Genomic DNA, 14,190 nt, shown 5'->3' with positions numbered 1-14,190 from the left:
CAAGTTTTAAGACTTAGCTTAAGAATTATCATCTGCTTTATAATCCGTATCGCTACGAGTCGCCATGCGCAGCCACGCACTACGCGCGCGCGGGTTTTGACTGATTTCTGCTTTACTAGGACCGACGCGTTTTGGTTTACTAAAATAACGCGGACGCTTGGGCGGCATCGGCAAGTTTTCATCTTCTGGATACTGACCTTTGCTATGGCGCTGCAAGAACTGCTTGATACGGCGATCTTCTAACGAGTGAAAACTAATCACTGCCAGCTGACCGCCCGACTTTAAAATCGGAATGCTTTGTTCTAAAAAGTCATCTACATCGCCAAGCTCATTATTGATAAAAATGCGCATGGCCTGAAAACTTTGCGTTGCAGGGTGCTTACCGCGCTGCCAATTTGGATGCGCCGCTTTGATCACTTCTGCCAGCGCAAGCGTCGACTCATAACTGTCCATCTGCTTAATCGCACGGGCAATACGGCGGCTGTGACGCTCTTCGCCAAACTCATAAAGCACATCGGCCAAGGTTTCATCATCGACTGTCTCGAGCCACTCGGCAACCGACTGTCCGCGACTGGTATCCATGCGCATATCGACCGCGCCATCGCGCATAAAACTAAAACCGCGGCTACCGTCATCGATTTGCGGCGAGGAAATACCCAAATCCGCCATCAGACCGTCCACTTTTGTGATTCCCATACTAGCTAAACTATCGGTCAAGGTTGCAAAGCTATCATGCACCACTTTGACGCGGCTATCAGATTTTGCCAATTCTTGCGCAACGCTAATCGCCGTCGGGTCTTTATCAAACACAATTAAGGTTGCATCATCGGCAAGCTGGCTTAATAGCAGGCGGCTATGCCCACCGCGCCCAAAAGTTGCATCAACATAAATACCACTTTTTTGTAAGCTGTTTTGACGGCTGTCATCTGTTTGTTTGGGCAGCGATTTGACACCCAATACCGCCGCCACCGTTTCTTGTAGTAGCACGGCGTCATGGACAAAACTTAATTCATCAGCACCTGCTTGCTCTATGACGGGCTTTTGAGAAAACTGATGAGCAGAATCATTCTCAACAATAGACGAATTGACCTCTGACTCAGAACTATCAATGACTGAAGAAGGGTTTTCTTTAGAATTTAACGTGTTTTTTGACTTTGGATTCGATATGGACACAAACGACTCAGTAGATGATGACCTTTTTGGCCAGTAATAGTAAAAAATCAGATGAAAATAAACAAGTTATGACTCACCTAGCATTATTATCGCAAGGATATACGGCGAGTCAAGCGCTAGAGAGGCTTTTCGTTAAAAATATCTCAGCTCTCTGTTATACTAGGGCTATATTTTACGCTATTTTTCTACCGGGACGGCGACTGTTTCACCCGTATTTTGACTCAATTTCCCTATTCGCCTTGAGCTTTAACTTTTCTCGCCATTTTATTCATTCACCAGCATATTCTGAGATTTTTATGACCCAAACATCATCCCAAGCCAACCTTGATAGCAAGCGCCCTATTCGTACGCGTATTGCGCCATCTCCAACTGGTTTTCCGCATGTCGGCACCGCTTATATCGCCCTATTTAATTTAGCCTTTGCCAAAGCCCATGGCGGCGAGTTTATTTTGCGTATTGAGGACACCGATCAAACGCGCTCAACCGAGCAATCTGAACAAATGATTTTGGATGCGCTGCGTTGGGTCGGTCTTGACTGGGCGGAAGGACCAGATATCGGCGGGCCACACGCACCGTATCGTCAAAGCGAGCGTAGCGATATTTATAAAAAACATGCCGAGCAGCTGATAGCAAGCGATCATGCGTTTCGATGTTTTTGTACCCCTGAAGAGCTTGATGCTATGCGCGCTGAGCAAATGGCCAATGGCGAAACGCCGCGCTATGACGGTCGCTGCGCACACCTTGCTCCTGAGAAAACCGCGCAATTGGTCGCTGAAGGCAAACCGCACGTTATTCGTATGCGCGTGCCAACCGAAGGCGTCTGCCAGATACATGACATGCTACGCGGTACGGTTGAGATTCCTTGGACGCAAGTCGATATGCAGGTGCTGCTAAAAACTGATGGCATGCCAACCTATCATTTAGCCAACGTCGTCGACGACCATTTGATGGAAATCAGTCATGTTATGCGCGGTGAAGAGTGGCTCAACTCTGCACCCAAGCATCAGCTGCTTTATGAGTATTTTGGTTGGGAGATGCCCGTTCTTTGCCATATGCCACTGCTACGTAATCCAGATAAATCAAAACTGTCAAAACGTAAAAACCCAACCTCTATCACTTACTATCGTGATGCCGGCGTGTTACCAGAAGCGCTGCTCAACTACCTTGGTCGTATGGGCTACTCAATGCCTGACGAAGCTGAGAAATTCACCTTAGAGGAAATGATTGCCAGCTTTGACATTCAGCGTGTGTCGCTTGGCGGTCCTATTTTCGATATCGAAAAACTCAACTGGCTAAATGCGGAATGGCTACGTGCGCTTACCCCTGAAGAGCTTAAAAACAAAATCCTCGACTGGGCAAGCAACAGCGATAAACTAACCGCGATTGCCGCCGCAATTCAACCACGTATTGAACTGCTGTCTGATGCGGTTAACTGGGGCGGCTTTTATTTTCAAAACCTGCCTGCTATCACCGCTGAAAGCTTTACCCATAAATCGCTGACGCCTGAGCAAATTACCGAGATGCTACAACTGGCGCTTTGGCAGCTAGAAACCTTGCCGACGTGGACGGAAGAAAACATCTATGCCACCCTAAAAGGTCTTGCCGCGCATCTTGATATTAAGATGCGTGATTTTATGGCGCCGTTCTTTATCGCTATCGCTGGTAGCACCTCATCGACGCCCGTCATGAACTCGATGGCGATTATCGGCGCTGATATGACCCTGACCCGTTTACGCCATGCGGTTGATGTACTGGGCGGTCTAGGTAAAAAGAAACTGAAAAAACTTGAGAAACAAGCGGCAGAGTTGCCAGACTTCTTGGCGGCTGAATAGTTTGGCTGCTAAATAACCTTGTACTGTTTAATTAAGAGTAGAATGGATAATTAATAAAAAAGGGTCAGGCTAATACTGACCCTTTTTTACGTCAATCTCCGTACTTAAATGCCCATAATTAGCCATTTAAATACTTTTACTAACTTTTTTTGCAAATTTATGCATTATTTTTAAAATAGCGGTTGACAAGACTGCTGGTCTTACCTAAAATACGCACACTCTTAGCGAGGGGCTATAGCTCAGTTGGTAGAGCACTTGCATGGCATGCAAGGGGTCAACGGTTCGACTCCGTTTAGCTCCACCATACTATTTATCGCAACGTTCAGTTTACTGAAACTTTGATAAATACTCGCTAGTAGGACGATATCAGCACCTAGGCAAGGCTTGCTCTATTAATAGATAAGCACTCTGATATTGTGAAGTACCGTTGTAATGCTATTGTAAAATAGTGGTTATGACACTCTATGCGTCCCCATCGTCTAGAGGCCTAGGACACCGCCCTTTCACGGCGGTAACGGGGGTTCGAATCCCCCTGGGGACGCCACTATTCGGCGTCACTTATCAGCACTTTTGCTTAGCATCTTCTAAGCATTCAGGTTAGACTAATAAGCGCACAATAAAAAAGCCCAGTCATCATATGGTGACTGGGCTTTTTTTGTCTGTATTTTTTGTCGCCTATTTTAAAAAATCATTACGAGACAAATATTAATTGATTAATTCTTTCTTACTTCCACTTACATTTCGTTGATTTTGTCACTTATTTTAACATTCTAATACACATTCCTCATGCTTTTCTACTTAACAGTATTATTAATAAGTCTTTCTATTCCTTATGCTTATATTATGTTCACAACCTTTAATTGATGGCAAAAAACAATAAACGATAAATATCAATCAATGGTTGTGAACTTCAGTACGTGTACAACTGCTCTAAGCATAGAGTGAAAACTATAAATATCCATACAAAATTAGGAAATTTTAAAAAAGGAATGGTTATGTTAACTACTTATACTCCTCAAAGACGCCCCTCCTGGCGCGGCGTACTTGCCGGTTTGGTCATGGGAGTGATTATCGTGATGGCAATGGTTGCCTTGGCTTTAGTGCTAAGCTCATTTTTACCGTTTGATTTAAAAGGTACCAGTATCGCGGGCGGTATATATGCGGTTATTACCGCTTTGGTCAGTGCTTTTGTAGCAGGTCACTTTGCAATTAAATTCTCAGCGCCAGAAGCCTTATTTGGTGATGGTACCGATGTAGATCCAAGAGATGCTACCTTAACGGGTATGCTAACCGCCGCTTTGATTGTACTGTTTACTACTTTTTTTACATTAAGTAGCGCAACTGGGATTTTAACCACAGCTGGTAATGCGGTAGGTTCTACCGTGGGTACGGTCGCTAAAACGGCTGCCACAACAGCGACCGTCGGTGCAGCCGCTGCTGGTCAAGCCGCACAAAACGACGGCGTACAGCAAAAAGCGCAGGAGATTTATCAGCGCGTTTCAGGAGATATCAGTGAAGAAGATATCCAAGCAATGGTAGCAAAAAATACGCAAAACTTAAGCGAACAGCAAGTCGCAGCAACCAGTCGTGTGGTTAAAGATTTGGTCAATGGTACTAAGACACAAGTAGCCAATATGGACTTTACCGATATCGACACGTGGCGCAATATTGATGACTATGCAAAACAGCGTATGGCAGCAATCGAGCAGACCTTAAAAGGTCCTGAGCTCATCACCCGTTTGCAACAAGAAGGTCTAACAGAAGCGCAAGCTATCGAAGTTCGTACCGAGGTTCAGCAGTCATTTAACGAATATAAAATAAAAACTGAGCAAAATATCGCTGAAGCAAAAGCAGCCGCTGAACAAAAATTACAACAAGCGGAAGAGGTTGCTCGTAAAGCAGCTTTATATAGTGGTCTATTTTGGTTAATCAGCACTATCTTAACTTTTATCGCTGCTATTATGGGCGCAAGAAGTGCAGCAGCCAACCATCGTTTAGACAAGCCTATCGTTACTCTTGGTGATAACGTTCGCTAAAAGGCCAAATAAACTAAAATAAGTAAGGAACAATCTACTTATTAAACTTTGTCAAAAAGCCCAGTCACACTATATCGTGATTGGGCTTTTTTTCGCCTAGCGTTTTTTATTGGCAACACCTTTTATTGATACCATTTTTTATTAATAGCACTTTAAGTCTGAAAGAATAGAACTTGAAAAACTAGACATTTCGCCGCGCACAAACCTATACTAAGAGCCTCTCCTATTATCTAAAAGGCACGTTGGCGATGTTCGGTATTGAGAATTACCTAGGGTTTGTCATGGCAGCCATCTTGTTAAACCTGACCCCTGGCAGCGATAGCATGTATATCGTCACCCGCAGTATTTCACAGGGGCAAACGGCGGGGTTTTATTCCGTGCTTGGTATTATCTCAGGAATTTTAGTGCATACGTTATTGGCGGCGCTGGGCTTATCCGTCTTATTAGCCAACTCCCCTACTGCATTTATGGTCGTTAAATATATTGGTGCCAGCTACCTATGCTATTTAGGCCTAAAGATGCTGCTAACAAAACCAGATGCTTTAATGGCCAATAATTTATCCAGCCATGATCATCCTACTCGTACTAGTTTTTTAGATTATGGACAAATCTATAAACAGGGCGTGCTTACCAATACCTTTAATCCAAAAGTCGCACTATTCTTTTTGGCGTTCTTCCCGCAATTTATCAATCCTAATTATGCCAATAGCATGGTGTCGTTCATCATTTTAGGATTGACCTTTGCGGCGACTGGTTTTATATGGTGTTTATGTTTGGCATTATTGGCGTCAAAATTCAGTGAAAAGCTGCGAGAGAATCCAACTATCGAATCTATTTTAAATAAAATTAGTGGTGTGGTGTTTATTGGCTTGGGAATTAGGCTGTTGACTGAGAGGGGTTAAAGGTAAAATTGACGAATTAAAAAGTATTGCACATAAAAAAGCCCAGTCATCTCGACCGGGCTTTTCTTATTCTCACTTTAATTAAATATTACGCAGCGTTTTTACTCTCAGCTGCCAATTGACGTAGTACATAGTGCAATACGCCGCCATGACGCACGTATTCGCGCTCTTTTGGCGTCTGTAGCATGACGTTTACCTCAAAGGTTTCAGTTGAACCATCAGCACGGGTCGCCGTCACTGTTGCGGTTTTACTTTCGCCATTATTAAGGCCTGTGATACTTAGCACTTCAGAACCGTCTAGGTGATAAGTATCGGCGTTTTCATCATCTTTAAAGGTTAATGGCAATACGCCCATACCGACTAAGTTTGAGCGGTGAATACGCTCAAACGAGCTGGTCAATACCGCTTTTACGCCGAGCAAAATCGTACCCTTCGCGGCCCAGTCACGGCTAGAACCAGAACCATACTCTGCACCGCCAAGTACCACAAGTGGACGTTTATCTTCTTTATACTTCATCGCCGCGTCATAGATGGCCATTTCTTCGCCGTCTTGAAGCGTGGCGTTGTCGCCTTTAAAGTAGTAAGTGTAGCCGCCTTCTTTACCGCCCATCATCTGGTTTTTGATACGGATATTGGCAAAAGTACCGCGGGTCATGACCGCATCGTTACCACGGCGTGAGCCATAACTATTAAAGTCGGCTGGCATCACACCACGCTCTTGCAAGTACTTACCCGCAGGAGAATTAGCATCGATATTACCAGCTGGCGAGATATGGTCAGTGGTTATTGAATCGCCAAATAGACCCAAGATACGCGCGCCTTCGATATCAGGGATACCTTCTGGCTCCATGGTCATGCCATCAAAGAACGGTGGATTTTTGATATAAGTAGACTTTTCGCTCCATGGATACAGCTGACTATCGGCTGAGCTAATGGCGTTCCATGCAGCACTGCCGTCAAACACTTCGCCGTAGTTTTTACGGAACATATCGGCGTCGATATTATTGGCAATCAGTTCATTAATTTCATCGGACGTTGGCCAAATATCCTTTAGGTAGACATCGTTACCGTCTTGGTCTTGTCCTAGCGGATGGGTGGTCAAGTCAATATCAACCGTCCCTGCCAGCGCATAAGCAACCACCAGCGGTGGCGACGCCAAGTAACTGGCCTTGACGTGCGAGTGAATACGCCCTTCAAAGTTACGGTTACCCGATAACACCGCAGCGGCAACCAAGTCGTTTTCTTTGATACCTTGTTCAATCGACTCTAAGAGCGGACCTGAGTTACCGATACAGGTGGTACAACCATAACCAACCAAATAGAAGCCTGTTTTCTCTAGCTCATCCATTAGCTTGGTTTTTTCAAGATAATCGGTAACGACTTTTGAGCCTGGTGCCAATGAGGTTTTTACCCAAGGCTTGGCTTTTAAACCTTTGGCAGCGGCTTTTTTCGCCACCAAACCAGCGCCAATCATCACCGCCGGGTTTGAGGTGTTGGTACAAGAGGTAATCGCGGCGATAACCACCGAACCATCACGCAGTTTGTGACTCTTATCATCGATATTAACGTCAGAGAAGACATTAGGCTTGGCATACAGTCTATCGGCTTGCTCTTGTTGCGCACCTTCTTGGTCAAAGCGCACTTTACCATCGATTTCTGACTTACGGTCTTTGGTCATTTTCTCTAGCGTTTCGCCAAACTTCTCATGCATATCAGACAAATTGATACGCTGCTGCGGCAAGTTCGGACCGGCAAGGGCTGGTTTCACCGATGATAAGTCCAGCTCAAGCTTACTTGAATACGTCGCAGCCGGCGTATCGGCATCATGCCATAAACCTTGCGCCTTGGCATATTTTTCAACCAGCTCAATCTGGCTTTCTTCACGACCTGACAGACGCAGATAATCAATCGCCATTTGGTCAATCGGGAAAATACCACAGGTTGCGCCGTATTCCGGTGACATGTTGGCAATGGTTGCACGGTCAGCGAGTGGCATACTGTGTAAACCTTCGCCATAAAATTCGACAAATTTACCAACCACACCGTGAGCACGTAACATCTCAACCACGCGTAGTACCAAATCCGTTGCGGTCACGCCTTCGGTCAATTTGCCTTTGAGCTCAAAACCCACCACTTGTGGAATGAGCATTGAGGATGGCTGACCAAGCATCGCCGCTTCCGCTTCGATACCACCAACACCCCAACCGAGTACGCCAATACCATTAATCATGGTGGTGTGACTGTCTGTACCAAATACCGTATCTGGATACGCGGTCAGCTCTCCGTCTACTTCAGCAGCCATTACTACACGCGCTAAATATTCTAAGTTAACCTGATGCACAATACCGGTTGCTGGTGGCACAACGACAAAGTTTTTAAAGGCGTTCTTGCCCCAATGTAAAAACTCATAACGCTCGTTATTACGCTTAAACTCAATCTTTTCGTTTAAATCTAGCGCATCTTCGCGGCCATAAGCGTCGACCTGTACAGAGTGGTCAACCACCAACTCACTTGGAATAAAGGGATTAATCTGCTCAGCACGACCGCCAAGCTCAACGACCGCATCACGCATCGCTGCCAAATCAACCACTGATGGTACACCAGTGAAATCTTGCAAGACCACACGCGCTGGCATAAAGGCAATTTCTTTTGACGCTTCTGCCCCAGCGTCCCAATTGGCAACGGCTTCGATATGGTTTTTGCCGACAGATTGACCGTCATCTTCATTACGCAGTAGGTTTTCTAAGACGATTTTCATGCAAAATGGCAGTTTGCTGATGTTCTCGTAAGTGTCAGTCAGCTTGGGCAAGCTATAATAAGCGTGCTCCTTGCCAGCGACTTCAATCGTGTCTTTTACATTAAAAATATCACTCATGGTAGCTTCCTTATCGTTGTTATAGATCCTAAGCATAAATCCTTATGCCATTCATACGACTGTAAATGCATGGCAATTTATGCTGATAACTGGTGGCTTATTTCTTCTTAATTTAAATGAATGTGCTTAAATCGAATGGCGACACCTATTTTTTAATAAGCGCTCGTTTTTAACAAGTGCTAAGTACAATAGTTAACGGTGCTTTTTTTAATAAATGTTTATTGATAACGGTGAGGTGAACAAAATCGCCATTAACAAAAGATATATGCATCTGTTTAGCGTTTAACAGTAACGTCCTTTTACCATAACAAATAAGGAGCGCTTTGTTAACGACTAGATGGTGTTGAATCGTGGCACAATCGTAACCACGACAATGCTTTAGCAGTTAAAATTCAACGTTTACCGGACAAGGTGTGCCCGTATCTTTTAACCTTGACTACGACGACCGCTCCGAAAGACGTGACTATCATCATAAAAGCTCGAATTGGCATTTTCTGCCCAATAGTGTGGCACACCCAAAATTGGCAATGGCGACAGTTTGCGCGGGGACACATCTGGCCCTGATAATAACGCGTCCATATAATCGGCCACTTTTTGATCCAAATGATTGATACGCTCAGATAGCGACAAGGTAAAAAAATCTTGTGTGACAGAAATTACGATACTATGGGCGCACAATGCCTTGCGTGGGTACAGTAGCTTCTCTAACAGTGCATGACCAAAAATATAAACTGCTGCTTGAGCTTGTTTATTAAGTTGCTTTGGTTCGTCCCATTTGTCACGCGGTGCAACCAAACTTTCCTGCCAATCAAAATCAACCAATGCCTTACCGATACTAGACTCAGCGGTGACCAATATCGCGCCATTTTCATCAAAAACGGTAATGGTATCGCGGACACGGCCGCGACTGGCGCCAATACCTTGCTCCTTAATCTCAAGCATATGATAATAATTCAGCAGGGCTTTGGTTTTGGGAAAGGTGAGCCAAATACTACCGTTAAATAAATCATGCAAATTATCACGGGTCGGGATATTGCCGGTGGTGCCGATAAAACGCTCGTACGCTTCGCCTTCTGGTAGCGCCTTCTGCGAGACGAATTGTAAGGTTTCGGCTTGATTGCTTAGCGCAGGTTTGGTTTGCGGTAATGGTTGTTTTAGGTTTTCTGCCTGTTGCTGTAATGCGGTATTCAATACCTTTGCAATAATATCAGGTGTATTTTCAACTTTATCGACATTCGCGGTGTCAGTCTGTAACACACTGAGTTGGGTAATGCTTTTGCTTAGGTAGGCCAATTGATGTAAATGACACAGCCATGGCGCTTGCCAGTCAATGGCAGCAAAGCTGTCATCAAGCGTGCTGGCGCATGCAGATGGTTTATTAATAGATGCATCAGAAGTAGTATTTCGATAAGGCTTAGTAGGTAAATCGGTGGCGGTCATATTGACTATCTCTATTAGACGACTGGCGTGGCTATGGTATCATGGAGCGCTTTTTTACGGCTAGACAAGCCGCTCGAAATACAGATTTCGCGCGCTATTTATTGATGAGTTTTTATGGCAAATTTTAACACCCACTTAAATGTTGCATTCATGGCAAGTGGTACGATGAGTCTTGCGGTTTATAAAGCAGGCTTGATTGATGATTCAGGGTTTTTGATGTGCGTGGCACTCGGCACTATCGGTGGGCTGCTGCCTGATTTGGATTCTGATAACTCGACGCCGATTAAGCTTGGGTTTAATATTACCTCGTTTATTTTTGCCTTTGGTCTGGTCATGCATTGGCGCAGTGAGCTGAGTTTACTGGCGCTGATAGCTTTATGGCTGGCGGGCTACGGTTTTATGCGTTATGTGGTATTCTCTATTTTTACCAAAATGACCGTACATCGTGGCGTCATACATTCGGTGCCCTATATGGCGATAATGGGGCTTGGGATGACCTACGTCAGCTACGATATTTTAGCCTTACCGCTAACTGTCAGTTGGTTTTATGGCTTGTTTTTATTCGGCGGCGCCATGGTACATTTGGCATTGGATGAGCTATATAGTGTGAATTTGTCCAATATGAAAATGAAGCGCTCATCGGGTACAGCGATGAAGTTTTATCAGCATAAAGATAAATGGTGGTATCTGCTCCTGTACGTCATCCTTGCGCTCTTGGTATATTTTGCGCCGCCATTTGCTGAGTTTTGGCAGCAGCTGCGTGACCCCGCGCCTTGGGCAAAGCTTAAACTTGGTCTATGGCCAGAATTGATAAAAAACTGGCTCAATTGAAATTTATAAAACTGTTAAAAAAAATGACCAACAACTCGAGTAAATAATGTCAATTTCCCTACTAATCTGCCCTTGCCAAATCAATCCAGTCTCAGAAGCTATTGGCGCACCGCTACTTTATCAAGATTGCTGTCAGCCTTATCATGACGGGCTTTTAAATAACGAAGCTGATAAAATTGACGGCGTAAAGCCAGACTCTGCTGAGCGTCTAATGCGGTCGCGTTATAGCGCTTTTGTCTTAGTTAAACCAGAATATATCGTTAAAACCACTTTGCCTGCGCAGCAAAATTTACTAGATATTCAGGCTATTGAGAATTGGGCAAAAGAGACGGACTGGGCAGGATTGGAAATCATTACGCATACGCCAAAGCTAGGTAAACGCCATGCGCAAGTTGAGTTTAAGGCTTACTTTAATATCTCTGATAATAAAGATGACAGCATACAGGCGCATCATGAGTTGTCTGCCTTTGTAAAAGTAACAGACAAAGCGAACAACGATGCGCGTTGGTATTTCCTCGACCCGACTGTTTCTATGACTGTCACGCAAAAACAGCCGTGTATTTGTGGCTCGGGTGAGAAATTTAAGCGCTGTTGCGGCGCTTATATCTAACTGATATTTAATCAACGTTAAATACTTGCCAATCCTAAACACTCGCTCCAACCGCGCGTGCTACCGCAATGCCTTCCTCAACGGTTAAAAACTTACGCTGACTTGGACTGTCTTTATAAATGACATCGCCATCTTGGAATATTAAGCATTCATTGACCGCCAACTGTTGCCATTTTTCATTTTCAGTCAATGGCACAGTAACTAGAATCGTAACCTTATCGGTGTCGGTAGTCACATCACCAAAGTTAATCGCCAAATCATCATCTGCTAATTTTGCTTCGCCAAACGGTGCTTTGCGCGTGAGATAAAACAATAAGCTACCAGCATAAGCCAGCTGCCACCGACCGTTTGAGATTAGGCAATTGAACAAACCGTTGGCAGAAAGGTAGCGACATTGGGTGGTTAAAAAATTAAACAGCGTTTGATCATCGGGGCGGGTTTTAAAGCTGCTTTTTAGGCGATTGACCAAATAGCAAAATGCCATTTCAGAATCGGTATTACCGACTGGCTGGCAATGTGAGGCATTGCCATTGTCTTGCAGGCGCTGACAGCGTTTAATAAATTCGCTATTCATCTGCCCGTTATGGGCAAATACCCACTGCTCGCCCCACACTTCGCGGACGAAAGGATGGGTATTGGCCAAACAATTCTGTCCTTGGGTCGCTTTACGAATATGGGCGATGACGTTCATGGCTTTAATCGGATAATTATTCACCAAATCAGCCACGGGCGATAGATGGCTCGGATGATTGTCATGAAACAGTCGCAAACCAGTCGAAGCGTTGGCTGTTTTATCATTATTGGCGCATTCACTACGCTCAAAAAACGCAATACCAAAGCCATCTTCATGACTGTCGGTCATGCCGCCGCGACGGCGAAACCCTGCAAAGCTAAAACCAATATCGGTTGGGGTATTACAGTTCATTCCTAAGAGTTGACACATTTATACTTCACCGCCATTGTTTTTTTTTGCAGAATTTAAAGTAGGGTTTAGAGTAGCTTCTGATACTTCATCAAACATCTCATAAGGCGTTGCGCCATCGGTGTCAATATTCGCCAAAATACGCTGCGCATGCGCCAAATCCGTATCTTGTATCCACAGCACAATCCCAGAATTCATACCGGGCATGGCACTCAGCGGTTGCAGTGACACCGTAATACCGTTATTACGCAGCAGATTGGCATGCAGCTCGCCTTGCATATTGGTATCGTAGCGCGCCAGTTTGTGCCAGTTATCAACTTGATCGGTCATGGGATTTGCCTTTATGGTTTTGATACAGGAATGGTCGAATAATAACAATCTATGCCAATTGGTCGAGCGTATATTCTTTGATTGCAAAATCACTGCTATTACTTAATTTATCACGTGCTTGCTCAGCTTGGGTGATATTGCTAAAAATACCGATTATCTGAGTGTTTTTTTGCATCGCCGATTCATTATCTAACAATACAAAGACCGTATTTTGCGCTTTTTCAACATGTGACCAATGATAAGCAGCTAAGCGTTTCATCAGGTCAGGATTTTTAACCATGATATTATCACCAGTCCGACCTTCGGTACGGTTATAGTGGATAACGTTTAAACGTAATAGCCAAAAAATCACCGCCGCCTTGGCGAGCATCACTGGTAAAGCGCGTTTTTCATCTTCGCCAAGCTGACGTTTGGACTCATAGCCTTGCAAAAATGCCGCCATTTTACTGCGGTCAAAATTGACAGTTTCGCCCTGCTCGGCATCGCCCCAGGTGGTACAAAAATCATTAATGGTAATCGCAATATCCATCACATAATGCTCAACGCTGACTTCGGTAAAGTCTAGCAATCCCGTTAAACGCTCTGCGCCTTTTTGGCTATTATTTAACGATAAGTCCCATAAAGTATTATCAGCGAACATGTCTAAATGACATAAGCCTTTTGGCAACGTTGCAAGCGGCAAATCTGAGTAAGCGCGCCAAATATCGCTCATCAATTTGGCTTCGTCACCCGGCATAAACTGCATTTCACGGTCGCGCACTTCCGCCCATGGGTATAAAGGCACGCCATATTCTTCCGCAGGTTGCAGTGCTTGTAAGGTCTCATGCAGCATGGCTAAAGCGGCGCCAATTTCGTGACACATCGCTTGCGTGGTTTGCTGTGGATGCGCGCCAGCCAGACAAGGCACGAGGGTAATTGCTTTATTAGCATAATGGATGACATAGCATTTTTCTGCGCTATCAACGCCTAAATCAAGCAATGCTAACGGCGCAGCGACTGGCAATTTACCATCCAGTTGATTAAGGATAACCGCCATTTTTTCGATGTCTTCTGGTGGACGCTCTTCAAATAAAGTAAATACATAAGAGTGCGCGCCATCTACATCATCAGTCGTCTGAATAAACCAGTTAGAGTTTTTGATACCTTGGGTAATCGGAATGGCACGCGCAAATGACACGCCAAAACGCTGGCAAAAAGCGGCAAACTGGTCATCGGTTAACTGGGTATAGACGGACATGA

Annotated in this window: 11 protein-coding genes and 2 tRNA genes; 7 read left to right on the top strand and 6 right to left on the bottom strand. The window is 44.7% G+C overall.

The features are described 5' to 3' along the window. Positions 1-18 precede the first annotated feature (18 nt). Positions 19-1,032, bottom strand: a complete 1,014-nt coding sequence (gene rsmH / locus CXF58_RS10305) for a 16S rRNA (cytosine(1402)-N(4))-methyltransferase RsmH (RefSeq protein WP_227678678.1) — start codon at positions 1,030-1,032, stop codon at positions 19-21. 437 nt (positions 1,033-1,469) lie between these two features. Here rsmH and gltX point away from each other — a divergent pair, with 437 nt between their 5' ends. From gltX to CXF58_RS10280, 5 genes are all read left to right on the top strand, one after another. Then, positions 1,470-3,005 carry a glutamate--tRNA ligase gene (gene gltX / locus CXF58_RS10300; protein ID WP_102077473.1) on the top strand — a complete coding sequence of 512 codons (1,536 nt, stop codon included), beginning with the start codon at positions 1,470-1,472 and terminating at the stop codon, positions 3,003-3,005. Positions 3,006-3,233: 228 nt separating this feature from the next. Beyond that, a tRNA-Ala gene (locus CXF58_RS10295) sits at positions 3,234-3,309 on the top strand. A gap of 164 nt (positions 3,310-3,473) precedes the next feature. After that, a tRNA-Glu gene (locus CXF58_RS10290) sits at positions 3,474-3,549 on the top strand. A 451-nt stretch (positions 3,550-4,000) separates the two neighbouring features. Continuing rightward, on the top strand, positions 4,001-5,041 hold the full coding sequence (locus CXF58_RS10285) for a hypothetical protein (RefSeq protein ID WP_102077455.1): 1,041 nt from the start codon (positions 4,001-4,003) through the stop codon (positions 5,039-5,041). A 248-nt stretch (positions 5,042-5,289) separates the two neighbouring features. Beyond that, a complete protein-coding gene (locus CXF58_RS10280) occupies positions 5,290-5,943 on the top strand; it encodes a LysE family translocator (RefSeq protein ID WP_102077454.1) in 654 nt (217 codons plus the stop codon). 88 nt (positions 5,944-6,031) lie between these two features. On the opposite strand, the gene acnA is transcribed toward CXF58_RS10280, so the two are convergent. Together acnA and CXF58_RS10270 are read right to left on the bottom strand one after the other, a co-directional pair. Beyond that, complete coding sequence (gene acnA, locus CXF58_RS10275) at positions 6,032-8,818, bottom strand: aconitate hydratase AcnA (protein WP_102077453.1); 2,787 nt, start codon at positions 8,816-8,818, stop codon at positions 6,032-6,034. Positions 8,819-9,244: 426 nt separating this feature from the next. Beyond that, a complete protein-coding gene (locus CXF58_RS10270) occupies positions 9,245-10,258 on the bottom strand; it encodes a DUF3025 domain-containing protein (RefSeq protein ID WP_102077452.1) in 1,014 nt (337 codons plus the stop codon). 114 nt (positions 10,259-10,372) lie between these two features. Here CXF58_RS10270 and CXF58_RS10265 point away from each other — a divergent pair, with 114 nt between their 5' ends. Both CXF58_RS10265 and CXF58_RS10260 read left to right on the top strand, forming a co-directional pair. Then, on the top strand, positions 10,373-11,089 hold the full coding sequence (locus CXF58_RS10265) for a metal-dependent hydrolase (protein ID WP_102077451.1): 717 nt from the start codon (positions 10,373-10,375) through the stop codon (positions 11,087-11,089). A gap of 46 nt (positions 11,090-11,135) precedes the next feature. Further along, complete coding sequence (locus tag CXF58_RS10260; RefSeq protein WP_102077450.1) at positions 11,136-11,699, top strand: YchJ family protein; 564 nt, start codon at positions 11,136-11,138, stop codon at positions 11,697-11,699. Between the two features lie 34 nt (positions 11,700-11,733). Here CXF58_RS10260 and CXF58_RS10255 read toward each other — a convergent pair whose 3' ends face one another. From CXF58_RS10255 to CXF58_RS10245, 3 genes are read right to left on the bottom strand one after another with little or no spacing between them, the layout of a single operon-like run. Next, the gene (locus CXF58_RS10255) at positions 11,734-12,642 is read right to left on the bottom strand and encodes a class II glutamine amidotransferase (protein WP_102077449.1); all 909 of its coding nucleotides are present in this window, start codon (positions 12,640-12,642) and stop codon (positions 11,734-11,736) included. Beyond that, a complete protein-coding gene (locus CXF58_RS10250; RefSeq protein WP_226928832.1) occupies positions 12,643-12,951 on the bottom strand; it encodes a hypothetical protein in 309 nt (102 codons plus the stop codon). It lies immediately after the preceding gene. 49 nt (positions 12,952-13,000) lie between these two features. Then, positions 13,001-14,188 (bottom strand): homoserine kinase, encoded by a 1,188-nt coding sequence (locus tag CXF58_RS10245; RefSeq protein WP_102077448.1) that lies wholly within the window; start codon positions 14,186-14,188, stop codon positions 13,001-13,003. Positions 14,189-14,190 lie beyond the last annotated feature (2 nt).

This window comes from Psychrobacter sp. Sarcosine-02u-2 (assembly GCF_002836335.1).
GTDB classification, from domain to species: domain Bacteria; phylum Pseudomonadota; class Gammaproteobacteria; order Pseudomonadales; family Moraxellaceae; genus Psychrobacter; species Psychrobacter faecalis.
This window is presented reverse-complemented; position numbering and strand designations above follow the sequence as displayed.

Bases quoted from the DNA above. Each gene is read 5' to 3' on its own strand.
- gltX (WP_102077473.1), top strand. From the start codon at position 1,470: ATGACCCAAACATCATCCCAAGCCAACCTTGATAGCAAGCGCCCTATT.
- CXF58_RS10285 (WP_102077455.1), top strand. From the start codon at position 4,001: ATGTTAACTACTTATACTCCTCAAAGACGCCCCTCCTGGCGCGGCGTA.
- CXF58_RS10280 (WP_102077454.1), top strand. From the start codon at position 5,290: ATGTTCGGTATTGAGAATTACCTAGGGTTTGTCATGGCAGCCATCTTG.
- acnA (WP_102077453.1), bottom strand. From the start codon at position 8,818: ATGAGTGATATTTTTAATGTAAAAGACACGATTGAAGTCGCTGGCAAG.
- CXF58_RS10270 (WP_102077452.1), bottom strand. From the start codon at position 10,258: ATGACCGCCACCGATTTACCTACTAAGCCTTATCGAAATACTACTTCT.
- CXF58_RS10265 (WP_102077451.1), top strand. From the start codon at position 10,373: ATGGCAAATTTTAACACCCACTTAAATGTTGCATTCATGGCAAGTGGT.
- CXF58_RS10260 (WP_102077450.1), top strand. From the start codon at position 11,136: ATGTCAATTTCCCTACTAATCTGCCCTTGCCAAATCAATCCAGTCTCA.
- CXF58_RS10255 (WP_102077449.1), bottom strand. From the start codon at position 12,642: ATGTGTCAACTCTTAGGAATGAACTGTAATACCCCAACCGATATTGGT.
- CXF58_RS10250 (WP_226928832.1), bottom strand. From the start codon at position 12,951: ATGACCGATCAAGTTGATAACTGGCACAAACTGGCGCGCTACGATACC.
- CXF58_RS10245 (WP_102077448.1), bottom strand. From the start codon at position 14,188: ATGTCCGTCTATACCCAGTTAACCGATGACCAGTTTGCCGCTTTTTGC.